The organism is Streptomyces sp. NPDC048484 (assembly GCF_040651415.1).
GTDB lineage: Bacteria > Actinomycetota > Actinomycetes > Streptomycetales > Streptomycetaceae > Streptomyces.
In genome coordinates this window covers 1-21,750 of record NZ_JBEZJY010000012.1, presented here as the reverse complement: position 1 = coordinate 21,750, position 21,750 = coordinate 1, and the positions used below count along the sequence as shown (strand labels likewise).

The 21,750-nt window shown below is 70.8% G+C and carries 16 protein-coding genes; 6 read left to right on the top strand and 10 right to left on the bottom strand.

The genetic code is table 11. The features are described 5' to 3' along the window. The first annotated feature begins 87 nt into the window (after positions 1 to 87). Positions 88 to 231, top strand: a complete 144-nt coding sequence (locus AB0D14_RS14135; protein WP_362778257.1) for an LPFR motif small protein — start codon at positions 88 to 90, stop codon at positions 229 to 231. A gap of 172 nt (positions 232 to 403) precedes the next feature. After that, positions 404 to 2,824 carry a Tex family protein gene (locus AB0D14_RS14130; protein ID WP_362778255.1) on the top strand — a complete coding sequence of 807 codons (2,421 nt, stop codon included), beginning with the start codon at positions 404 to 406 and terminating at the stop codon, positions 2,822 to 2,824. Positions 2,825 to 2,855: 31 nt separating this feature from the next. Here AB0D14_RS14130 and AB0D14_RS14125 read toward each other — a convergent pair whose 3' ends face one another. Together AB0D14_RS14125 and AB0D14_RS14120 are read right to left on the bottom strand one after the other, a co-directional pair. Continuing rightward, positions 2,856 to 4,496 carry an ABC-F family ATP-binding cassette domain-containing protein gene (locus tag AB0D14_RS14125; protein WP_362778253.1) on the bottom strand — a complete coding sequence of 547 codons (1,641 nt, stop codon included), beginning with the start codon at positions 4,494 to 4,496 and terminating at the stop codon, positions 2,856 to 2,858. A 135-nt stretch (positions 4,497 to 4,631) separates the two neighbouring features. Continuing rightward, positions 4,632 to 5,678: an oxidoreductase gene (locus tag AB0D14_RS14120; RefSeq protein ID WP_362778250.1), complete on the bottom strand. Its 1,047-nt coding sequence runs from the start codon at positions 5,676 to 5,678 to the stop codon at positions 4,632 to 4,634. A gap of 66 nt (positions 5,679 to 5,744) precedes the next feature. On the opposite strand from AB0D14_RS14120, the gene AB0D14_RS14115 reads away from it, so the two are divergent. Continuing rightward, positions 5,745 to 6,704, top strand: a complete 960-nt coding sequence (locus AB0D14_RS14115; protein ID WP_362778247.1) for an FAD-dependent oxidoreductase — start codon at positions 5,745 to 5,747, stop codon at positions 6,702 to 6,704. A gap of 195 nt (positions 6,705 to 6,899) precedes the next feature. On the opposite strand, the gene AB0D14_RS14110 is transcribed toward AB0D14_RS14115, so the two are convergent. The 3 genes from AB0D14_RS14110 to AB0D14_RS14100 all read right to left on the bottom strand — a co-directional run bounded on the left by AB0D14_RS14110 (position 6,900) and on the right by AB0D14_RS14100 (position 11,966). Beyond that, entirely contained in the window at positions 6,900 to 8,618 is a 1,719-nt protein-coding gene (locus tag AB0D14_RS14110; protein ID WP_362778244.1) for a BCCT family transporter, read from the bottom strand. Between the two features lie 88 nt (positions 8,619 to 8,706). After that, positions 8,707 to 10,005 carry a M14 family metallocarboxypeptidase gene (locus AB0D14_RS14105; protein ID WP_362778241.1) on the bottom strand — a complete coding sequence of 433 codons (1,299 nt, stop codon included), beginning with the start codon at positions 10,003 to 10,005 and terminating at the stop codon, positions 8,707 to 8,709. Then, positions 10,002 to 11,966, bottom strand: coding sequence for a Xaa-Pro dipeptidyl-peptidase (locus AB0D14_RS14100; RefSeq protein ID WP_362778238.1), 1,965 nt, complete (start codon positions 11,964 to 11,966; stop codon positions 10,002 to 10,004). The genes AB0D14_RS14105 and AB0D14_RS14100 overlap by 4 nt, the downstream gene beginning before the upstream one ends. Before the next feature lie 267 nt (positions 11,967 to 12,233). On the opposite strand from AB0D14_RS14100, the gene AB0D14_RS14095 reads away from it, so the two are divergent. After that, on the top strand, positions 12,234 to 12,944 hold the full coding sequence (locus AB0D14_RS14095; RefSeq protein ID WP_362778235.1) for a MerR family transcriptional regulator: 711 nt from the start codon (positions 12,234 to 12,236) through the stop codon (positions 12,942 to 12,944). 207 nt (positions 12,945 to 13,151) lie between these two features. On the opposite strand, the gene AB0D14_RS14090 is transcribed toward AB0D14_RS14095, so the two are convergent. Genes AB0D14_RS14090 through AB0D14_RS14075 form a run of 4 tightly spaced genes read right to left on the bottom strand, consistent with a single transcriptional unit; the run spans position 13,152 to position 18,962 of the window. After that, complete coding sequence (locus AB0D14_RS14090; protein WP_362778233.1) at positions 13,152 to 15,371, bottom strand: 3-hydroxyacyl-CoA dehydrogenase NAD-binding domain-containing protein; 2,220 nt, start codon at positions 15,369 to 15,371, stop codon at positions 13,152 to 13,154. 58 nt (positions 15,372 to 15,429) lie between these two features. Beyond that, positions 15,430 to 16,644, bottom strand: a complete 1,215-nt coding sequence (locus AB0D14_RS14085) for an acetyl-CoA C-acetyltransferase (protein WP_362778232.1) — start codon at positions 16,642 to 16,644, stop codon at positions 15,430 to 15,432. A 39-nt stretch (positions 16,645 to 16,683) separates the two neighbouring features. Continuing rightward, positions 16,684 to 17,826: an acyl-CoA dehydrogenase family protein gene (locus AB0D14_RS14080; RefSeq protein WP_362778230.1), complete on the bottom strand. Its 1,143-nt coding sequence runs from the start codon at positions 17,824 to 17,826 to the stop codon at positions 16,684 to 16,686. Continuing rightward, entirely contained in the window at positions 17,823 to 18,962 is a 1,140-nt protein-coding gene (locus AB0D14_RS14075; RefSeq protein WP_362778228.1) for a CaiB/BaiF CoA-transferase family protein, read from the bottom strand. Before AB0D14_RS14075 ends, AB0D14_RS14080 begins: the two co-directional genes overlap by 4 nt. Before the next feature lie 199 nt (positions 18,963 to 19,161). On the opposite strand from AB0D14_RS14075, the gene AB0D14_RS14070 reads away from it, so the two are divergent. Together AB0D14_RS14070 and AB0D14_RS14065 are read left to right on the top strand one after the other, a co-directional pair. Beyond that, positions 19,162 to 20,352 carry a saccharopine dehydrogenase NADP-binding domain-containing protein gene (locus tag AB0D14_RS14070; RefSeq protein ID WP_362778225.1) on the top strand — a complete coding sequence of 397 codons (1,191 nt, stop codon included), beginning with the start codon at positions 19,162 to 19,164 and terminating at the stop codon, positions 20,350 to 20,352. 119 nt (positions 20,353 to 20,471) lie between these two features. Then, on the top strand, positions 20,472 to 21,368 hold the full coding sequence (locus tag AB0D14_RS14065; RefSeq protein WP_362778223.1) for an adenosine kinase: 897 nt from the start codon (positions 20,472 to 20,474) through the stop codon (positions 21,366 to 21,368). On the opposite strand, the gene AB0D14_RS14060 is transcribed toward AB0D14_RS14065, so the two are convergent. Continuing rightward, positions 21,349 to 21,495 carry a hypothetical protein gene (locus AB0D14_RS14060; RefSeq protein WP_362778221.1) on the bottom strand — a complete coding sequence of 49 codons (147 nt, stop codon included), beginning with the start codon at positions 21,493 to 21,495 and terminating at the stop codon, positions 21,349 to 21,351. The genes AB0D14_RS14065 and AB0D14_RS14060 overlap by 20 nt on opposite strands. Positions 21,496 to 21,750 lie beyond the last annotated feature (255 nt).

Below are 21,750 nucleotides of genomic sequence, written 5' to 3'. Positions count from 1 at the left end.
CCAGGGTTCAGCCAGGGTTCAGGACGCGGATCCGAGGTACCCGTAAGCCTCCCGGCCGTACTGATCGGGAGACGAAAGGGGTATCTCGTGTTCCGTGCCATCGCAGACGTGTTCCGGCAGATCGGCGGAGCCGTCGCCACAGTGGTGACGCTCCCGTTCCGGGCAGTGGCCCGGCTGTTCGGCGGCGCCTCAAGCGCGACGCGCAGGGGCGGACGGACGCGCAGGGCCTGACCTGAGACCGCTGTGGGAGCCGGACACGCCGAGGGCGTGTCCGGCTCCCCGCGTGTCCGGCTCCCCGCAGGTCCGGCTCCCCGCAGGTCCGAGCCGCCCTTGATCCCCCCGTTGTCGGTGCCACCTGCCACAATTGCCGCGCAACCTCAGTCAAGAAGGCGGTACGGGAATCGTGACCACAGAGCTGCCACCCCTCGCAGGGTCCATCGAAAGCAGGATCGCCGAGGAACTCGGCGTACGGGAGCGGCAGGTCAAGGCGGCCGTCGACTTGCTCGACAGCGGCTCGACGGTGCCCTTCATCGCCCGCTACCGCAAGGAAGCGACCGAGATGCTCGACGACGCGCAGCTGCGCACGCTCGAAGAGCGGCTGCGCTACCTGCGGGAGCTGGAGGAGCGGCGGTCGGCGATCCTCGACTCGGTGCGCGAGCAGGGCAAGCTCACCGAAGAGCTGGCGGCGCGCATCCGTGGCGCGGAGACCAAGGCGCGGCTGGAGGACATCTACCTGCCGTTCAAGCCGAAGCGGCGCACGAAGGCGCAGATCGCGCGTGAGGCGGGCCTGGAGCCGCTCGCCGAGGGGCTCCTCGGGGACCCGTCGGTCGACCCGATCACCGCGGCCACGGCCTTCGTCGACGCCGACAAGGGCGTCGCCGATCCGCAAGCGGCCCTGGACGGCGCCCGCTCGATCCTCACCGAACGGTTCTCGGAGGACGCCGACCTGATCGGCGAGCTGCGCGAGCGTATGTGGGTGCGTGGCCGGCTGGTCGCCAGGGTGAAGGACGGCAAGGAGGAGGCGGGCGCCAAGTTCGCCGACTACTTCGACTTCGCCGAGCCTTTCAAGGAGCTGCCCTCACACCGCGTCCTCGCCATGCTGCGCGGGGAGAAGGAGGAGGTCCTGGACCTCGTCCTGGAGCCCGAGGAGCCGTCCGAGCAGCCCGGCCCGTCCTCGTACGAGGGGATCGTCGCGCATCGCTTCGGGATCGCCGAGCGCGGCCGGCCGGGCGACAAGTGGCTGACGGACACGGTCCGCTGGGCCTGGCGCACCCGGCTGCTCGTCCACCTCGGTATCGATCTGCGGCTGCGCCTGCGCACGACCGCCGAGGACGAGGCGGTCAACGTCTTCGCGACGAACCTGCGCGACCTCCTGCTGGCCGCTCCGGCCGGCACCCGCTCGACGCTGGGGCTCGACCCCGGATTCCGTACGGGTGTGAAGGTCGCCGTGGTCGACGCGACGGGCAAGGCCGTCGCCACGGACGTCATCCACCCGCACGTCCCGGCGAACAGGTGGGACGAGGCCGTCGCCAAGCTCGCCCGCCTCGCCAAGGAGCACGCGGTCGAGCTGATCGCGATCGGCAACGGCACGGCGTCCCGCGAGACGGACAAGCTCGCCGGTGAACTGATCGCCAAGCACCCGGAGTTGAATCTGACCAAGGTGATGGTGTCCGAGGCGGGGGCGTCCGTGTACTCGGCGTCGGCGTTCGCGTCGCAGGAGCTGCCCGGCATGGACGTGTCGCTGCGCGGCGCCGTCTCCATCGCCCGGCGTCTGCAGGACCCGCTCGCCGAGCTGGTGAAGATCGACCCGAAGTCGATCGGTGTCGGCCAGTACCAGCACGACCTGTCCGAGGTGAAGCTCTCGCGCTCCCTGGACGCGGTCGTCGAGGACTGTGTGAACGGCGTCGGCGTGGACGTGAACACGGCGTCGACTCCCCTGCTCACCCGGGTCTCCGGCATCACTTCCGGACTCGCCGAGAACATCGTGGCGCACCGCGACGCGAACGGCCCGTTCACGTCGCGTACGGCGCTGAAGAAGGTGGCCAGGCTCGGCCCCAAGGCGTACGAGCAGTGTGCGGGCTTCCTGCGGATCCGCGGCGGGGCGGACCCGCTGGACGCGTCGAGTGTTCACCCCGAGGCGTACCCCGTGGTCCGTCGGATGGTGAAGACGGCGGGGAGCGAGGTCGGCTCGCTGATCGGCAACACCGGGGTGCTGCGCTCGCTGAGGCCGACCGATTTCGTGGACGAGACGTTCGGTCTGCCGACGGTGACGGACATCCTGCGGGAGCTGGAGAAGCCGGGGCGCGACCCGCGGCCGGGCTTCAAGACGGCGACCTTCAAGGACGGCGTGGAGAAGATCTCCGACCTGGCCTCCGGGATGGTCCTCGAAGGGGTCGTCACCAATGTGGCGGCCTTCGGTGCGTTCGTGGACGTCGGTGTGCACCAGGACGGCCTGGTGCACGTCTCGGCGATGTCCAGGACGTTCGTCAAGGACCCGCGGGACGTGGTGAAGTCCGGCGACATCGTCAAGGTGAAGGTGCTTGAGATCGACATTCCGCGCAAGCGGATTTCTTTGACGCTGCGGTTGGACGACGAAGCGGTACCGGCGGGGCAGGAGGCCGCTTCCGGGGGGCGCCCTCAGCGGGGTGGACGGCCGCCTCAGCAGCGGGATCGGCAGCGGGGCCGTACCGGTGGTGGTGGCGGTGCGGGTGGCTCCGGGGGGCGTCAGCCGGCGCCCGCGCCCGCGCCCGGGAACAGTGCGATGGCTGACGCGTTGCGGCGGGCGGGGCTTGCCGACCCGAAGGGTGGGAAGGGGCGCGGCTGAGTTGGCCTGCCGGGCGCGCCCTGCGGGGCGCCTAGCGTTCCAGTACCTTGCCCGCAGCCACTTCCAGGCGGCGGGTCGTGCGGACCGCGTTCAGCATGCGGCGGTCGTGGGTGACCAGGAGGAGGGTGCCCTCGTAGGAGTCGAGGGCCGATTCCAGTTGCTCGATCGCCGGGAGGTCGAGGTGGTTGGTCGGCTCGTCGAGGACCAGGAGGTTGACGCCGCGGCCCTGGAGGAGCGCCAGGGCCGAGCGGGTGCGTTCGCCCGGGGAGAGGCCGGCCGCCGGGCGCAGGACGTGTTCCGCCTTGAGGCCGAACTTGGCCAACAGCGTGCGGACCTCGGCCGGCTCGGTGTCCGGGACGGCCGCGCAGAACGCGTCGAGCAGGGGCTCCGTGCCGTGGAACAGCTTGCGGGCCTGGTCGACCTCGCCGACGATCACGCCCGAGCCGAGCGTGGCGTGGCCCGAGTCCAGGGGCACCCGGCCGAGCAGGGCGCCGAGCAGCGTGGACTTGCCCGCGCCGTTCACACCGGTGACGGCCACCCGGTCCGCCCAGTCGATCTGGAGCGTGGCCGGGCCGAAGGTGAATGCGCCCCGCCGGACCTCCGCGTCGCGCAGGGTGGCGACCACGGAGCCCGACCGCGGGGCCGCCGCGATCTCCATCCGCAGCTCCCACTCCTTGCGCGGCTCGTCCACCACGTCGAGCCGCTCGATCATGCGCTGCGTCTGCCGGGCCTTCGCGGCCTGCTTCTCGCTGGCCTCGCTGCGGAACTTGCGGCCGATCTTGTCGTTGTCGTTGTTCGCCTTGCGCCTGGCGTTCTTGACGCCCTTGTCCATCCAGGAGCGCTGCATCTGGGCGCGGCCCTCGAGCGCGGACCGCTTGTCGGCGTACTCCTCGAAGCCCTCGCGGGCGTGCCGGCGCGCCACGTCCCGCTCTTCCAGATAGGCCTCGTAGCCGCCGCCGTACAGCGTGATCTGCTGCTGGGCCAGGTCGAGTTCGAGGACCTTGGTGACCGTGCGGGTGAGGAACTCGCGGTCGTGGCTGACGACGACCGTTCCGGCGCGCAGGCCCGAGACGAAGCGTTCGAGGCGCTCCAGACCGTCCAGGTCGAGGTCGTTGGTCGGCTCGTCGAGCAGGAACACGTCGTAGCGGGAGAGGAGAAGTGAGGCGAGTCCCGCGCGGGCCGCCTGGCCACCGGAGAGCGAGGTCATCGGCTGGTCCAGGCCGACGGCGAGACCGAGCGAGTCGGCGACCTCCTCGGCCCGCTCGTCGAGGTCGGCGCCGCCGAGCCCGAGCCAGCGCTCCAGGCTGTCCGCGTACGCGTCGTCCGCGCCCGGTGCTCCGTCGACCAGTGCCTGCGTGGCCTCGTCCATCACCCGCTGGGCCTCGGCCACACCGGTGCGGCGCGCCAGGAACTCCCCCACGGTCTCGCCGGGCCGGCGCTCCGGCTCCTGCGGCAGATGGCCGACGGCCGCGGTGGGCGGCGAGAGCCGCAGCTCGCCCTCCTCGGGCTTGATGAGCCCGGCGAGCATCCGGAGCAGGGTGGACTTGCCCGCACCGTTGGCACCGACGAGACCGATCACGTCGCCGGGCGCGACGACGAGGTCGAGTTCGGCGAAGAGCGTGCGGTCGCCGTGGCCGGCGGCGAGGTTCTTGGCGACGAGAGTGGCAGTCATCAGGGAGCCGATCCTAATCGCCGAGCTCGCCCGCCCGCGCCAGGGTTTCGCGCACGCCCACGCGCACGCCCACGCCCTTCGCGTGCCGACACCCGCGTCGGCACGCGTGTCGGCACACGCGCCGGCTCCGGGGTGTCAGCGGGCCATCGCCTCCACCAGCACGCTCCCGGAGGTCCGCGCCACGATGAACGACTCCCCTCTCGTCGCCCTCGCGTCCAGCGGAAGCCGGTGGCGGCCCGCTTCCAGGACGCCGTCGAACACCTCGTGCATATGAGTGCGGTAGAGACGGTCCAGGCGGTACGCGGTCAGCCGGACCCGGCAGGGGGAGGTGACCTCTACGCCCGCCTCACCGTCGGCGGCGACCAGCCGGGTCAGCCGGCGCTGCTCCCGCGGGCTGCGGTCCAGGGCGTTCTCTATCTGGGCGACCAGCAGCGGGACGATCGGGGCCAGGCCCTCGACGTACGCGACGTGGACTCCGGCATGCTCGAAGGACTCCCGGACGGCGGCACGTTCCTGCTCGGTGACGGCACGGCCGAAGGCGACGGCGCCGTAGGCACGCAGTTCGTCGGCGGGGACGTCGGTGGCGTCCCTGGTGATGTCGGCGCCGATGCCGATGATGCGCAGGGCGGCGGCGAGCTTGGCCAGGACGGCTGCCCGGGCGCCGATGAGCAGGACCCGGCGGCGTTCGCCCGCGGCGCCCGTGAGCCCGGTGGGGCCCGTGGGCCCGGTGAGCAGGGAGCTCAGGGCGGCGCGGTAGTCGTCGCCGTGGAAGAGGAAGGGGCCGATGCCGTGATAGCCGTTCCGTTCCAGGTCGGCGTGCTCGTCGGTCTGCCAGGCGAAGTCGCGCCACACGAAGTCGTCGCCGTGCCGGTCGATCACGGCGGTCACGGCGCCGCACGCGAGGTCCTCGCACTCCGGGCAGCCGTATATGACGTACCGGCCGTCCTCCAGCGGAGGGTCGGCTTCCAGCAGCAGACTGCGCACCTGGGCGGTGAAGATGGCGGGGGGTACGTCGGAGGCGAGGGGGGACACGGCGTCGAGGTCGGAGAGCTGGTACAGCAGCGGGCGTCCGTCGACGATGAAGTCCACGAAGTCCCGATGCGCTTGGTAGTCACCGTTGGCCAGAACCCCACCGGCACGCATCGCCGGTGCCAGGCCGAAGGTCGTGTACTCGGCAGACATGTTGTGAGTATCCCCAGAGTGGGCGGACTCTGAGCACGGCATGACATATTTCGCTAACGTCCCCGCGTGGCGGAAGATCGAAGCAGTGACGTGATCGTGGTCGGCAGCGGTGTCATCGGGCTCACGACGGCCCTCGTTCTCGCCGAGAGCGGCAGGCGCGTACGGATCTGGACGCGGGAGCCCGCCGAGCGGACCACCTCGGCGGTTGCGGGCGCGCTGTGGTGGCCGTACGCCATCGAACCGCGCAGGCTCGCCCGCGCGTGGGCGCTGCAATCACTTTCCGTGTACGAGGAGTTGGCGGCGCGCCCACAGGAGACGGGCGTACGCATGGTCGAGGGCGTAATGGGTGAGGCCCGACTGGACAAGCAGGGCTCGTGGGCCGCCGCCCGGCTGCCGGGGCTGCGGGCGTCCACGGCCGAGGAGTACGCGGGCACGGGACTGTGGGCGCGGCTGCCGCTGATCGACATGCCGGTGCATCTGGGGTGGCTGCGCGAGCGGTTCCTGCGGGCGGGCGGGACGGTCGAGGCACGCACCGTGACGGACCTCGCCGAGGCTCGGGCGGAGGCGGGGACCGTCGTCAACTGCACGGGGCTCGGTGCGCGTGAGCTCGTGGCGGATCCGGCGGTCCGGCCCGTGCGGGGGCAGCTCGTGATCGTGGAGAACCCGGGCATCCGGACGTGGCTCGTGTCGACCGACGCGGTCGCCGGGACGACCACGTACCTCTTTCCGCAGCCGGACCGGTTGGTTCTGGGCGGGACCACGGACGACAACGAGTGGTCGCAGACGGCTGACCCGGCGGTGGCCTCGCGGATCGTCGAGCGGTGCGCGCTGCTGCGGCCCGAGGTCGCGGGGGCGCGGGTGCTGGGGCATCGGGTGGGGTTGCGGCCCGTGCGGGACGCTGTGCGACTTGAGCGGGAGGTTCGACGTGGGGGTGGGGTGTTGGTGCACAACTACGGGCATGGTGGGGCGGGCGTGACTGTGGCTTGGGGATGTGCGCGGGTTGTTCTGGACCTTGTCTCCGAGTGAGCGCGGGTGGCTCTGCCGAGTGAGCGCGGGTGGCTCTGCCGGGTGGCCGTGTGTTGGCTGCGGGTTCGCTGTGGCTGGTCGCGCAGTTCCCCGCGCCTCTGAAAGACAGCCGCTCTCCGCGCCCCTGAAAGACAAAGACAGACGGGCGCCCCGCGTCCGAAGAGCGGGGCGCCCGTCTGTGGCTCTGGACTGTGGTCAGGTGTGGTCGTGGCCCAAGGGGTCGCCGTCGGTTTCTGTGCCGGCGCCGGGGCCGACCCTGATCTCGAAGTCGCCGTCGTACTTCTTGTGGCCTTCGATCACAGCGAGTTCGACGGCCTCCGAGCCCATCTCGTTGCGGACGATGACCGGGTCCCTGCGCAGGTCGCGCATGAGTGCGACGCACATCCCGATCATCACCAGGACGAAGGGTGCGGCGGCCAGAATCGTGAGGTTCTGCAGGCCGGTGAGCGCGTCGCCGCTGCCGCTGCCCACGAGCAGCATGATGGCGGCGACGGCTCCGGTCACCACACCCCAGAAGATCACGACGAACCGGCTGGGTTCGAGGGCGCCCTTCTGGGAGAGCGTGCCCATGACGATGGACGCGGCGTCGGCTCCCGAGACGAAGAAGATGCCGACGAGGATCATCACGAGCAGGCTGGTGATCGTCGCGATGGGGAACTCCTGCAGGACGCCGAAGAGCTGCCCCTCGGGAGTCGACTCACCGGCGAGCGCGCCGCCTTGCTTCAGCTTCATCGCCGTTCCGCCGAAGACCGCGAACCAGACGAGACTCACCGTGCTGGGCACGAGGATGACGCCGCCGACGAACTGCCGGATGGTGCGGCCACGGCTGATGCGGGCGATGAACATGCCGACGAAGGGCGTCCAGGAGATCCACCACGCCCAGTAGAAGACGGTCCAGCTGCCGAGCCAGTCGGCGACGCCCTTCCCGCCGCTGGCCTCGGTACGGCCGGCGAGCTGCGGCAGGTCACCGAGGTAGGAGAAGATCGAGGTGGGCAGCAGGTCGAGCACGATGATCGTGGGGCCCGCGATGAAAACGAAGACCGCGAGCACCAGGGCCAGCACCATGTTGATGTTGGACAGCCACTGGATACCCTTCTCCACGCCGGAGATGGCCGAGGCGACGAACGCAACGGTCAGCACGGCGATGATCGTGACGAGCAGGCCGTTGCTCACGTCGTCCATCCAGTCGAGCTCTGTGAAACCGGAGCCGATCTGGAGGGCGCCGAGACCCAGTGAGGCCGCCGATCCGAAGACCGTGGCGATGATGGCGAGGATGTCGATCGCCCGGCCCACCGAGCCGTTGGCGTGCTTCTCGCCGATGAGCGGGGTGAAGACCGCGCTGATGGTCTGGCGGCGGCGTTTGCGGTAGGTGCTGTAGGCGATGGCGAGGCCGACCACCGCGTAGATCGCCCAGGGATGCAGTGTCCAGTGGAAGAGGGTGGTGGCCATCGCCGTCTCCATGCGTTCTGCGGAGTCGGCGGGCGCGGTGCCCGGCGGAGGCGTCGAGTAGTGCGAGAGGGGCTCGCTCACGCCGTAGAACATCAGGCCGATGCCCATGCCGGCGCTGAACATCATCGCCACCCAGGAGACGGTGCGGAACTCGGGCTCCTCACCCTCGGCACCGAGGTGGATTCTTCCGTAGCGGCTCATCGCGATCCACAGCGCGAAGACCACGAAACACGAGGCGGCGAGCATGAACGCCCAGCCGCCGTTGTGGATCAGGCCGCCGAGCATCGTCGTGGAGGCGCTCTCCAGGGAGTCGGTGGCCACCGACCCCCAGATCACGAAGGCCACGGTGAGCGCGGCTGTGACGCCGAACACCACCCGGTCGGTGTGGGGGCCGGAGCTGCCGGGAACGCCGGGAACGCCCGACGGATCGTCCCGGCCTCCCCTGTTCTTCAAATCTTCGGTCATCGGCGGCACCTTCCCTGGAAAGCGTTCGGACACACATACCTGATCGTGTGCCTACGACCTACCACAGGTACCGCCGATCCCAACCGCGTCAGCAACGGGTGTCGGGCTCCGCGACCGTCAGGTGGTACGGGGCGCGCTCGTCGAGCAGCAGCGGGACGAGGGCACGCAGCGACTGGCGCAGTGGTACGACGGCGCCGCCACCGCGCGGGTCCTGCCGCGCCCGGACGCCGTGCAGGGTCAGCTCGTCCCCGACGTCCGCGTACTGGTCCGCTGTCAGCCGGTAGGCACAGGGCGGGTCCCCGATGATCTCGGACGGTTCGGCCGGGTCGTTGTCGGCGCCTCCCGTGTAGACCGGTCCGGTGTCCCGGTAGCCGGCCAGCCGGGCCACCGACGTGGCTGCCGAGATACGGCCGCGCCGTTCGTCCGTGAAGTCGTACAGGCCGTCCAGCGCGGCCAGTTGGGAGTGGACGCGGCGCCGGTTGTTGAGCGCCTCGTCGGCCTTCTCGGCCTCGGTGAGGGGGTCGACGCGGCTCTCGATGAGCAGTCCGACGCCGTGCTTGATGCCGGACATGTTCCGCAGGATCCGCTCCTGTCCGTCGCCCGCCACCTGCTGGATCGGGTCGCCGGTCACCGGGTCGGTCCAGATGCCGTACGTTCCGATCGAGTAGCCGGCGGCACGGGCGGCGGGCCGTACGTACACCCCCGACAGGTTCTGTGCCTCGTCGTGCACGGCCGTGTCGGTATTGAGGTTGCGCGGCCAGAGGTCGAAGAGGTCCTTGTCGTAGTACGGCGGGGTGGCCCCGTACTCGTGCAGGTCGTAGACGACGTCGGGCTCGCGGTCGCGGACGACGGCGGCCATGGCACGGGCCTCGGCCGTCCGCAGCGCGAGATGGTCACGGTTGATGTCGACGCCGTCGCTGTTGCCGCGGGTGTCGGCGGCCCGGCCGTCCGGGTTGGCGGTGGGCACGACGAGCAGCGTGGTGCGGTCGAGGAACCTGCGGGTGCCCGCGTCCGCGGCGAACGCGAGGTCGCGGACGGTGGTCAGGCAGGCCTCGCGCCCGGACGGTTCGTCGCCGTGCTGGCTGCAGATGAGCAGCACGGTGGTGTCGGCGTGCGGATTCCCGACGCGTACGAGCTGGACGGGGCGATCCTGTTTCGTGGTGCCGATCCGGCTGAGCGACACCCGCTCGCTCTTCCGGTCGACGGCGGTCAGGAAGGTCTGTTCCTCGGGCTGGGTGGTCCAGCGTGCTCCACCGGTCCGCTCGAATCCGGTGCGCGGCGGGCGTTCGGCCGCTTGGGCCGGTGCCGTCAGGGCGGGCGCGGTGAGGAGGGGTGCGGTGAGCGCCGCCGCCGTCAGGGCGAGGGCTGCGATCCGGCGGGATGTCATCGTTCGCCGCCTCCCGGGACGCGCTGGGTGGCACGGGGCTCGCCGACACCGTCGAGGATGGCGTCGGGCGTCACGTACGAGGATCCCGAGGTGGCGCGGGCGAAGGCGGCGGCGCCTCCCACGAGGGGCACACTGGCCGACGTACGGGACAGGTCGAGCGTGAGCGTCGGGGTGCTCGGCGGAGGGTCGATGAGGCCCTGGTCGGTGCCGGCGACGATCAGCGCGAGCCGGTGGCCCTTCGGGACGACGTGGTCGCTCGCGTGCAGGTCGAGCGTGATGGTGTACCGCTTGCCCGGGGTGAGCGGTTCGCCCTTCGCTTCGGAGGCGTGGTTGCCGAGGTCGGCCCAGCCCCGGCTGAACACCGTGTGGTCGACGGCGGTGGTCCTGGCCTGTGTCTGCCTGAAGCAGGAGCTGTCGCCCGTGGTGCTCGGCCCCCAGCAGGTGCGGTCGGTGAGCGTGGTGATGCCCTCGCCCGCGGCGGCGTAGTCACGGATCGTGTCGGGGCCGAGGTCGACCAGGACCGCGGACAGATGGGCGCTCGACGTGGTCGGCGTGGCGGTGACGGTCACCTCGGACGAGCCGGACAGGCGGACGTCTCGGGTGAGCGGCTTGGTGATGAATCCGGCCTTGGCGGACGTGGAGCGGTCGATCTGGGCGGCCCAGGCGGTCTCGTCCTGGCCCGGGTCGTCGGTGAAGGTCTCGGTGCCCGATCCGGTACGCAGTCCGAGGGTGCCGACGCCGGCCTGCTCGCCCTTGCCCGGACGCAGCTTCACTGTGTCGGTGCTCCGCGGCGGCCAGACGTCCGAGGTGACCCACTGGTCGGGGGCGCGCTCGATGTCGGCCATGGGCTCGTCGTCGATGCCGTTGTCGTAGCCGAGGAGTTCGTGGTCGAACCAGCGGTGCAGCGTGTCGGCCCAGGCGGCGCGACGGAAGTCGAAGGGGTCGACGTGGCCGGTCTGGGACAGCCAGACCCTTCGGTCGACGCCGTTCTCGGCGAGGCCGTCCCACCACTGGCCGAAGTGCTTCGGGCGGACGTTGAGGTCCTGCATGCCGTGGATGGCGAAGACGCTGGCGTCGACCTTGCCGACGTCCTTCACGTAGTCGCGCTCGGTCCAGAACTTCGTCCGGTCGCCGGTGCGCGGAGCCCCGTCGACGATGCTCTGCTGGACGGCGGCGCACCTGGCGCGGGCCTCGGGGCTCTCGACGTAGTCCGACAGCCAGTCCGGGCCGGAGTCGTAGAGGGGGGCGCCCTTGGCGAAGTAGTAGTCGTACCAGGAGGAGATGGCCGCTATCGGGACGATCGTCTCCAGGCCCTCGACCCCGGTGGCCGCGACGCCGTTGGCGATGGTGCCGTCGTAGCTCTTGCCGATCATGCCGGTTCTGCCGTTGGTCCAGCCGGCCTTGGCCTTCGTGCTCCCCGTACGGGAGGTGTAGCCCTTGCCCCGGCCGTTCAGCCAGTCGACGACAGCCTTCGCGGACTGGACGTCGGAGCGTCCGCCTACGTCCACGCAGCCGTCGGAGCGGTTGGTGCCGGCGAGGTCGACGCCCACGAAGGCGTAGCCGCGCGGCACGAAGTAGTTGTCGTAGTACAGCGGCATCTGGACGACGTCGCCGTTCGCGTCGTACGTCTTGAGCTGGCTCTCGTTGCCTCGGCCGCAGCAGGAGTAGTACGGACTGGCATCCATGATCACGGGGATTTTGCGGCCCTGCTGAGCGGGTTCGCGCGGGCGGACGATGTCGACGGCGACGCGGTCGGTCTTCCCGTCGCTGTCGCCGTCCAGTCCGGTGTCCACCCAGACGGACTCACGGATCGCGTTGTCGTACGAGTAGACAGGGGTGCTCTCCCGCGGAGCGCTCTGGGCGGCGGCCGGGGTGAGCAGGGTCGCCATCAGGGCGGCGGTGGCCGCCGTCGCGAGCGATCTCCAGGTGATGAGGCGCATGTAGCGCGCAGGTGTCCGCATGCGCGGAAGGTACTCCGGTCAACTCCTGTGCAAAAGGGGGCCGATCTGGGTGTACGGGGTTCGGCCCATGTGTGGCTTGAACGGTGCAGGGGACGGGGATCGCGCATGTCGGCCGAATGGCGGCATGTGACAGGTACGTTCATGGGTAGGGGCGGGCCCCGCGGAGGGCTGAGGGCACCCGTCACCGAGGATCTTTCACAACACGGGTGAGACAGCAATACTGTTGCACCGCACCAGGTGGTGGACGCGGTACCCGAAGGAGCAGGCATGGCGACGGACATCGAGGAACCGGCACTCACCGTCGACGAGCTGGCCGCGCGGGCGGGCGTCACCGTGCGGACGGTCCGCTTCTACAGCACCAGGGGGCTGCTGCCACCGCCCGTGATCGGGCCGCGCCGGGTGGGGCACTACAGCCAGGAGCATCTGGCGCGCCTCGCGCTCATCGAGGAGCTGCAGCACCAGGGGATGACGCTGGCCGGGATCGAGCGCTATCTGCAGCAGTTGCCGGACGGGCTCAGTGCCCATGACCTGGCCATCCACCGTGCCGTGGTGGCCTCCTGGGCGCCCGACGCCGCGGAGGAGGTGATCAGGGCGGAGCTGGAGCGCCGGGCGGGACGCCCGCTCGGCGAGAAGGATCTGGGCCGGCTCACCGCGATGGGCGTCCTCAGGGAGACGGCAGGCCCGGACGCGTACCGCGTGGATCTCGGGCTGCTGCGGCTCGGCGTCCAGCTGCTCGACGTACCGATGGCGCACGAGACGATACTCGCCGCGCGCGAGGTTCTGCTGAAACACACGCGCGCCGCGGCCCACGAGCTCTCCCTGCTGTTCCGGGACGAGGTGTCCGAGCACGATTCGGTCGAGGCGGTGAAGGACCTGTCGGCGCACATGCAACCACTCGTCGTACAGGCCCTCCTGACGACGTTTCAGCGATCCCTCAACGAAGAACTGCGGGAGTGGCTGAAGGCGCCTCACAATTAGGCGGAGCCGCCGGCCACGTTGAGGGTCTGGCCGGGCGGGGTGCGCAGGGCGGAGGCGGGGCGGCAGCCCATCGTTGGCTCCTCGTGGGGACGGGGCCCGTTCGCCGGTCAGCGTCGGGAACCCGTCCCACGGGGCCAAGGGCGGCGTACCACTCAGCGATACACCGCCGTTCCTCCGTACACCGCCGTCGCGCTGCGGGCCGCGGGATCAGCGGTCGCTGAACCGCTCCCCCTTCTCCGCCTTCGCCACGAGCAGGGCGGGCGGCGCGAACCGCTCCCCGTAGCGTTCGGCGAGTTCCCGCGCGCGTGCCACGAACGCGGGCAGCCCGGCAGCTTCCCCGCCGGTGCCCTCGTAACCGTTGATGTACTGCAGGACACCGCCCGTCCAGCCGGGGAAGCCGATCCCGAAGACGGACCCGATGTTGGCGTCGGCGACCGAGGTGAGGACGCCCTCCTCCAGGAGCCGGACGGTGTCCAGCGCCTCGGAGAACAGCATGCGCTCCTGCATGTCTTTGAAAGGCACAGTCTCGAAGGGGGCCTCCGTGCCCGCGCGGGTGAAGTGCTCCCGCAGGCCGGGCCACAGTCCGGCGCGCCTGCCGTCCTCCCCGTACTCGTAGAAGCCCGCGCCGCCGCTGCGGCCGGTGCGGCCGAACTCGTCGACCATGCGGTCGATGACGGCCTCGGCGGGGTGCGTCTCCCAGGTGCCGCCCGCCTCCTCGACGGCCCGCTTCGACTCGGCGCGGATCCTGCGGGGCAGGGTGAGCGTCAGTTCGTCCATCAGGGAGAGGACCTTGGCGGGGTAGCCGGCCTGGGCGGCCGCCTGTTCGACGGAGGCGGGCTCGATGCCCTCGCCGACCATCGCCACGCCCTCGTCCAGGAAGCGCCCGATGACCCGGGAGGTGAAGAAGCCCCGCGAGTCGTTGACGACGATCGGGGTCTTCCTGATCTGCCGTACGAGGTCGAAGGCGCGCGCGAGGGCCTCGTCGCCGGTGCGCCCGCCCCTGATGATCTCGACGAGCGGCATCTTGTCGACGGGCGAGAAGAAGTGCAGCCCGACGAAGTCCGCCTGCCGCTCGACGCCTTCGGCGAGCGCGGTGATCGGCAGGGTCGAGGTGTTGGAGCACAGCAGCGCGTCCGGCTCGACGATGTGCTGGATCTCCTGGAACACCTTGTGCTTGAGCGCCGGCTCCTCGAAGACGGCCTCGATGACGGCGTCGCAGCCCGCGAGGCCGTTCGGGTCGGCGGTGGGCGTGATGCGGGCGAGGAGCGCGTCGGCCTTCTCCCTCGTCGTACGCCCCCGGGAGACGGCCTTGGCGCAGAGCTTCTCGGAGTAGCCCTTGCCCTTCGCGGCGGCCTCGGCCGACACGTCCTTGAGGACGACGTCGAGGCCGGCGCGGGCGCACGAGTACGCGATGCCGGCGCCCATCATCCCGGCGCCCAGAACGGCGACCTTGCGGACCTGGCGGGGCTCGACGTCCTTCGGGCGGTTGGCGCCGGAGTTGACGGCCTGGAGGTCGAAGAAGAAGGCCTGGAGCATGTTCTTGGAGGTCTGTCCCGCGGCCAGCTCCACGAAGTAGCGCGACTCGATGACCTGCGCGGTCTCGAAGTCGACCTGGGAGCCCTCCACGGCGGCCGCGAGGATGTTGCGCGGCGCCGGGTAGGGGGCGCCGCCCGTCTGTTTGCGCAGGTTGGCCGGGAAGGCGGGCAGGTTCGCCGCGAACCTCGGGCTGGACGGGGTGCCGCCCGGGATGCGGTGGCCGGGCTTGTCCCAGGGCTGACTCGACTCGGGGTTGGCGTCGATGAAGGCGCGGGCCTTGTCAAGCATCTCCTCGCGGGTGGCCGCCACTTCGTGGACGAGGCCGTTCTCCAGGGCGCGCCGCGGGCTGTACTGGGTGCCCTGGAGCAGCACCTTGAGGAGTGCGTCGGCGATGCCGAGGAGGCGTACGGTCCTGACGATGCCGCCGCCTCCGGGCAGCAGGCCGAGGGTGACCTCGGGGCAGCCGATCTTGGAGCCGGGCGCGTCGAGGGCGACCCGGTGGTGGCAGGCCAGCGCGAGCTCGTAGCCGCCGCCCAGGGCCGCGCCGTTCATGGCGGCGACGACGGGCTTGCCGAGCGTCTCGATGCGGCGGAGGTCGCGCTTGATGGCGAGTCCGCCGTCGAGGAGCTGCTGGGCGGTCTCGGGCGTGACCCGGATGAGGTCCCGCAGGTCGCCGCCCGCGAAGAAGGTCTTCTTGGCGGAGGTGAAGACGATGCCCCGGATGGACGCGGGGTCGGCCCGGACCGCCGCCTCCAAGCGGTCGGCGATCGCGGTGAGCGACTCCCGGAACGCCTGGTTCATGGTGTTCGCGGACTGGGCGGGGTCGTCGAGAACCAGGGTGACGACGCCCGTCTCGTCCTGTTCCCAGCGGATGGTGGTGCTCTCGGTCATGAGGGTCTTCTCCGTAGAAGTCCGGGGGTCCACAGAAGTCCGGGGGTCCACTGGGCGGTTACAGGCGTTCGATGATCGTCGCGATGCCCATGCCGCCGCCCACGCACAGGGTGGCGAGGCCGAACCGCTTGTCCTGGCGCTCCAGTTCGTCGACGAGCGTGCCGAGGATCATGGCGCCGGTCGCGCCGAGCGGGTGGCCGAGGGCGATGGCACCGCCGTTGACGTTGATCCTGTCCAGGGACAGGCCCATGTCCCTGGCGAAGCGCAGGACGACCGCCGCGAAGGCCTCGTTGATCTCGACGAGGTCGATGTCGCCGATGGTCAGTCCGGCCTTGGCGAGTGCCTTGCGGGTGGCGGGGGCGGGCCCGGTCAGCATGATGGTCGGCTCGGAGCCGGAGACGGCCGCGGAGACGATCCGCGCGCGCGGGGTGATGCCGTACCGCTCGCCGACCTCGCGGGAGCCGACGGCGACGAGCGAGGCGCCGTCCACGATCCCGGAGGAGTTGCCGGCGTGGTGGACGTGGTCGATCTTCTCCACCCAGTGGTACTTCTGCAGTGCCACGGCGTCGAAGCCGCCCAGGTCGCCGATGTCCGCGAACGACGCCTTGAGCCTGCCCAGGGAGTCGGCCGTGGTGCCGGGGCGCGGGTGCTCGTCGTGGTCGAGGACGACGAGTCCGTTGCGGTCCTTGACGGGGACGACCGACTTCTCGAAGCGGCCGTCCTTCCGGGCCGCGGCGGCGCGCTCCTGGGACAGCGCGGCGTACTCGTCGACGTCCCGGCGGGAGAAGCCCTCGATGGTGGCGATGAGGTCGGCGCCGATGCCCTGCGGTACGAAGTTCGTGGCGAGGTTGGTCATCGGGTCGGCGAACCAGGCGCCGCCGTCCGAGGCCATGGGCACCCGGGACATCGACTCGACGCCGCCCGCGAGGACCAGGTCCTCCCAGCCCGAACGGACCTTCATCGCGGCCAGGTTGACGGCTTCCAGGCCCGACGCGCAGAAGCGGTTCTCCTGGACGCCGGCCACGGTCTCCGGCAGCCCGGCGGCGATGGCCGAGATACGGGCGATGTCGGAGCCCTGGTCGCCGACCGGCCCGACGACACCGAGCACGATGTCGTCGATCGCGGCCGGGTCGAGTCCCGGGAAGCGGGCCTGGATCTCGTGGATGAGTCCGACGACCAGGTCGACGGGCTTGGTGCCGTGCAGGGCGCCGTTCGCCTTGCCCCGGCCGCGCGGGGTGCGGATCGCGTCGTACACGTACGCTTCGGTGGTCACGCGTAAGCCTTTCAGGAAGAGCCCGGAAGCAGGAGACGGTCAGCCGAGCAGGGAACGGCCGATGATCTCCTTCATGATCTCGGTCGTCCCGCCGTAGATGGTCTGGATGCGGCCGTCGGTGAAGGCCTTGGCGACGCGGTACTCCGTCATGTAGCCGTAGCCGCCGTGCAGTTGCAGACAACGGTCCGCGACACGTTTCTGCAGCTCGGTGGCCCACCACTTGGCCATCGAGGCGTGCACCGCGTCGAGTTCGCCCGCCGCGTGGTCGACGATGCAGCGGTCGACGAACGTCCGGGTGACGGCGCACTCGGTCGCCATCTCGGCTATCTCGAAGCGGATGTGCTGGAGCCTGGACAGCGGTCGCCCGAAGGCCTCGCGCTCCTTGACGTAATCGGTGGTGATCTCCAGCAGGTGCTCGGCCGCCGCGATCCCGGCAACGGCGATGGCCAGGCGCTCCTGGGCGAGGTTCGTCATCAGATGCACGAAGGCGCCGTTCAGCTCGCCGAGCAGGTTCTCCTTCGGGACGCGCACGTCGTTGAAGAACAACTCTGCGGTGTCCTGGGCCTTCAGGCCGATCTTGTCGAGGTTGCGGCCGCGCTCGAAGCCGTCCGTGCCGCGCTCGACGACCAGCAGGGAGAGCCCGCGCGCACCGCCTTCGGGAGTGGTCTTCGCGACGACGATGACGAGATCGGCCAGGATCCCGTTGGAGATGAAGGTCTTGGAGCCGTTGAGCAGCCAGTGGTCGCCCCGGTCCTCGGCGTGCGTCCTGATGCCCTGGAGGTCGGATCCGGCGCCGGGCTCGGTCATGGCGATGGCGGTGATCAGGGAGCCGTCGCAGAAGCCGGGCAGCCAGCGCCGCTTCTGCTCCTCGGTGCCGAGCCCGGTCAGATACGGCCCGATGATGTCGTTGTGCAGCCCGAGGGCGAGCCCGCCGGCTCCCGCGCGCGTGAGTTCCTCGGCCAGGGCGGCGCTGAACCGGAAGTCCGCGTTGCCGCCGCCTCCGTACTCCTCGGGGACGGCGAGACCGAGCAGCCCCTGCCGTCCGGCCGCCAGCCAGGCCTCTCGCGAGACGATGCCGTCCTTCTCCCACTGCTCGTAGTGCGGGAGCACCTCCTTTGCGAGGAAGGTGCGCACGGTCTCGCGGAACGCCTCGTGCTCGGGCGAGAAGATCTGCCGCTTCATTCGGTGGCGCCCTTCAGGAGGTCCGGTACGTCCCAGTCGCGGGCCACGTCCGCGGTGTCGGTGCCCGGCAGGGCGGGCCCGCCGCGGACGGTGGTGGGGGTGGCGGAGAAGCGGGGTGCGGGGGCGGGCTGGGTGATGCCTCCGTGGTCGGTGAAGGTGCCGCGGGCCGCGAGATGCGGGTGGTGCGGTGCCTCGCGCAGCGACAGCACGGGCGCCACACACGCGTCCGACCCTTCGAAGACCGCGGTCCACTCGTCCCGGGTACGGGTCCTGAAGCGGGCCGCGACCGCCTCGCGCAGCTCGCCCCAGCGGGACACGTCCTTGCGTGCCGAGGCGTACTCCCCGAGCCCGAGCAGCTCGGTGAACTCCTCGTAGAACTGCGCTTCCAGCGCGCCGACCGCCATGTACTGGCCGTCGGCCGTCTCGTACGTCCCGTAGTACGGGCAGCCGCCGTCCAGGAGGTTAGCGCCGCGCCGGTCCTGCCAGCCGCCGGCGGCCAGCATGCCGTGGATCATCGCGCCGAGGTGGGCCGTGCCGTCCACGATCGCCGCGTCCACGACCTGTCCGGTGCCGCTCGCGCGCGCGTGGTGAAGGGCTGCGAGGACGCCGACCACGAGGTACAGCGAGCCGCCCGCGTAGTCCCCGAGGAGGTTCGCGGGGACGGCCGGCGGCTCGTCCGGGGCGCCGATCATGCCGAGGGTGCCGGTCAGCGCGATGTACGCGATGTCGTGGCCGGCGCGCGGGGCGAGCGGCCCGTCCTGGCCCCAGCCGGTCATCCGTCCGTAGACGAGCTTCGGGTTGCGGGCGTGGCAGGTTTCGGGCCCGACGCCCAGGCGCTCGGCCACGCCAGGACGGTAGCCCTCGACGAGGATGTCGGCGCGCTCGACCAGGGCGAGGACTCGCTCCGCGCCGCCGGGCGCCTTGAGGTCGACGATCACCGAGCGCTTGTTGCGGTTGGTGATGTCGTACGCGGGGTCGATCGCGAGTCCCCCGCCGGTCGGCCGGTCCACGCGGACCACGTCCGCGCCCAGGTCGGCAAGGAGCATGGCGGCGAACGGGCCGGGCCCGATGCCCGCCAGCTCGACCACCCGCACACCCGCCAGCGGGCCGGGTCCTGCCGTTCCTGCCGCTGCCATCAAGTCCCCCCGCGCTGCGCTGTGACACAACTGATGTGACATCAGTGATGTTAAGAACGTGTTCCACTCCGCACAAGCCTTTGGCGAGCAAGCGCTCAGTCAATTCCGGCTCCTGCGCGGGGTGCCTGGATCGGTCTTCGCCCCTCACGCTAGCCTCGGCCACCGACAACGGCGCGGGGCTGGACGGCTGTGAGGTGCCATGAACAGGCAGAACGGGACGAGACGCGCGTACGACATCGTGCTCTTCGGCGCCACGGGGTTCGTCGGAACGCTCACCGCGGAGTACCTCGCCGCACACGCTCCCCAGGGGCTGCGCTGGGCGATCGCGGCCCGCGACACCGCGAAGCTGGCCCGACTGCGGGACCGCCTGGCGGCGATCGACCCGGCCTGCAAGGAGCTGCCCGTACTCCGGGCCGATGCCACCGATCCGGCCTCCCTGCGGGAACTCGTGGAGCACGCGCGCGTGGTGGCCACGACCGTCGGCCCCTACGTAGAGTACGGCGAGGACCTGCTCGCCGCCTGCGCGGACGCCGGCACCGACTATCTGGACCTCTGCGGAGAGCCCGAGTTCGTGGACCTCATGTACGTGCGGCACGACGCACGCGCGCGGGAGACCGGTGCCCGGCTGGTGCACGCCGCCGGCTTCGACTCGGTCCCCCACGACCTGGGCGCCTACTTCACCGTGCGACAGCTGCCCGAAGGCGTGCCGCTGACCGTGGACGGGTTCGTGCGGGCCGAGGCGACGATCTCGGGCGGCACCCTCGCCTCCGCCCTCAGCCAGTTCGCGCGCGGGCGGCACATCATCGCCGCCGCGCGCGACCGCGAGCGGCACGAGCCGCGGAGGGTGGGGCGCCGGGCGTACGCGCCGCCGGGCGTCCCGCACTACGCCGGGGAACTCGGCGCGTGGGCGCTGCCCCTGCCCACCATCGACGCGCAGATCGTGCAGCGGTCCGCGCGGGTGCTGGAACGGTACGGGCCCCACTTCCGTTACCGGCACTACGCGGCGGTCGAGACGCTGCCGTCGGCCGTGGGCGGAGTGGCCGGGGCCGGAGCGCTCTTCGCGGCGGCGCAGGTGCCGCCCGTGCGGCGCTGGCTGTCGAACCGGCTCAAGCCGGGTGACGGACCGAGTGAGGAGAAGCGGGCGAAGAGCTGGTTCTCGGTGCGGTTCGTCGGTGAGGGGGGCGGGAAGCGGGTCTTCACCGAGGTGACCGGCGGCGACCCTGGCTACGGGGAAACCGCCAAGATGCTTGCCGAGTCCGCGTTGTGCCTTGCCTTCGACGAGCTTCCCCCGACTTCGGGGCAGGTGACGACGGCGGTCGCCATGGGGGACTCGCTCATCGAGCGGCTGCGGGAGGCCGGGATCAGTTTTCGGGTTGCCGCGGTGCGGTAGCGCTCCGCCTCTGGGCGACGTACGACTGTGGCCGGATGACTGCTGCGGCGCCGTCGTGGCTTGTCGCGCCAGTTCCCCGCGCCCCTGAAGACTGAACCCACGCCGTCAAAGGAGTGCAGTTGAGCAGCGAGATCGATGTCCTTGTCCTCGGCGGGGCGGGGGTCGACACCATTGTGTACGTGCCCGAGTTGCCGTTGCCCTACGCCGACAGTCACATGGTGCCCTCGATCGAGGCGCGGGCCGGGCAGACCGGTGACTTCGTGGCGCTCGGGGCGCACGCGCTGGGGCTGCGTACGCATCATCTCGACATGCTCGGCGCGGACCACCACGGTGATCTGGTCCGGGCTCTGCACCGCGAGCGGGGTGTCGCGCTCACCGAGGTTCCCCAGCCGGCCGGCACCAAGCGTGCCGTGAACCTCGTCGGGCCGGACGGGCGGCGGCTGTCGCTGTACGACAGCACGCGCGGGCACGAGGACGACCGGCTGCCCCCGGAGACGGTACGGGCCCTGGCCTCGGTGAGCCGCCACGTCCATGTCTCCATCACCCAGCCCTGCGCGCACGCCCTGCCGCTCCTGCGCGAGTCGGGAGCGACCCTCTCGACCGACCTGCACAACTGGGACGGTACGCAGGCCTACCAGGAGCAGTTCGCGTACCAGGCCGACATCGTCTTCCTGTCGGCGGCGGAACTGGCGGACCCGGAGAAGACCATGCGGCGGATCGCCGGCCGGGGCCGGGCCGAGGTGGTCGTCGCCACCGCCGGAGCCGAGGGCGCGTACCAGCTGCTCGACGGCGCGCTGACGCACATCCCGACCGTCGTGCCGTCCGCGCCGGTCGTGGACTCGAACGGGGCCGGGGACGCCTTCGCGGCGGGCTATCTCTTCGGACGGCTGACGGGAGAACCGCCCGAGCGGTGCGGCCTCTTCGGCTCGATCGCCGGGGCCTACGCCTGCACGGTGCCGGCCACGAGGGCCGACGTCATCGGGCGCGAGGAGCTGCTCAGAGCGGCCACCCCATGACCGTGTAGATCATCCCGGCTATCCAGGCGACCCCGGCGACCACCGCGAGGACCAGCCCGGCCATCACGGCACGCTCGACGGGCTGGCTGGGGCTTGCGGCTGGCTTCGGAGCACGGTGGGTCGTCATACGGACCAGCCTGCCGATCGTGGCGGCGCCCCGGCATCCGTACGGATACTCAGAACAGGTACTCAGAAGGCAGGTACTCAGGAACCGTCGTCGCTTTCAGCTTGTTCTTTATCTACCAGAATCTACCGGGTCTGCCGATGGCCTTGAGGGTCTCAGGGCGTTTGACGGTCTTGCCCACGTCGTAGCGGGGTGCGGGACGGCGGTTCTTGGTGCCGGGTGGCCGTCCGGCACCGGTACCACGAGGTTGGGGAACAC